The following is an 878-nucleotide window of genomic DNA, read 5'->3' on the forward strand; positions in this document are numbered from 1 at the left end:
CGCCTGGCGGCCCGGTGGGCGGTCGACGAGGGCGCCGCCGCCGGGGTGCCCGACCTCGTGGCGCTCGCGGACCTGTGCGGGAGCCCGTCCCCCGCGGGGGTGGCGGCGACCTGGCGCGGGGTGGCTGCCGCCTCCCCGCTGCGGTCCCTGACCGCGCCGCTGGGGGTCGACGCGGCGGGGGCGTTCGACGTGGACCTGCTCGCGCACGGCCCGCACGCGCTCGTCGCCGGCACCACTGGCTCGGGCAAGTCGGAGCTGCTCCAGGCCTGGGTCCTGGGCCTCGCGCTGCGGTACCCGCCGACGCACCTGGCCATGGTGCTCGTGGACTTCAAGGCGGGTGCGGCCCTCGTGGCGTGCGCGGGCCTGCCGCACGTCGTGGGCATGGTCACCGACCTCGATGCCGGGACCGCCGCGCGGGCGCTGTCCGGACTGCGCTCGGAGATGCGCCGCCGCAAGGCCGCGTTCGCGAGCGCGGGCGTCGCTGACCTGGAGGACCTGCGCGCCCGTGGCGCCGCGCCGCCCCGCCTGCTCGTCGTCGTGGACGAGTTCCGCGCGCTCGCCGACGACCTGCCCGACTTCGTGCCCGGCCTGGTGGACCTCGCCGCGCAGGGTCGCTCCCTGGGGCTGCACCTCGTCCTGGCCACGCAGCGTCCGGCCGGCGCGGTCACGGCGCAGATGCGCGCCAACCTCGCGCTGCGCCTGTGCCTGCGGGTCACGGACGCGGCCGACTCCCAGGACGTCGTCGAGGTCCCCGACGCGGCGGCGATCGCCGTCGGGACGCCCGGACGCGCGCTGGTGCGACGCGCCGGCGCGGTCGTGCCGGTCCAGACGGCGTGGGCGGCCCACCCGGCCGGCGCCTGGCAGGCGCCCGCCCGACC

At 79.2% G+C, this 878-nt stretch carries 1 protein-coding gene; it reads left to right on the top strand.

Features of this window, described 5'->3' with window-relative positions; genetic code table 11:
* The coding region (locus tag IDM29_RS16850; RefSeq protein ID WP_255500393.1) for an FtsK/SpoIIIE domain-containing protein at window positions 1-878 on the top strand (878 nt) is incomplete at both ends.

Origin of the sequence: Actinotalea sp. JY-7885, assembly GCF_014525465.1 — a bacterium.
Classification (GTDB): domain Bacteria; phylum Actinomycetota; class Actinomycetes; order Actinomycetales; family Cellulomonadaceae; genus Actinotalea.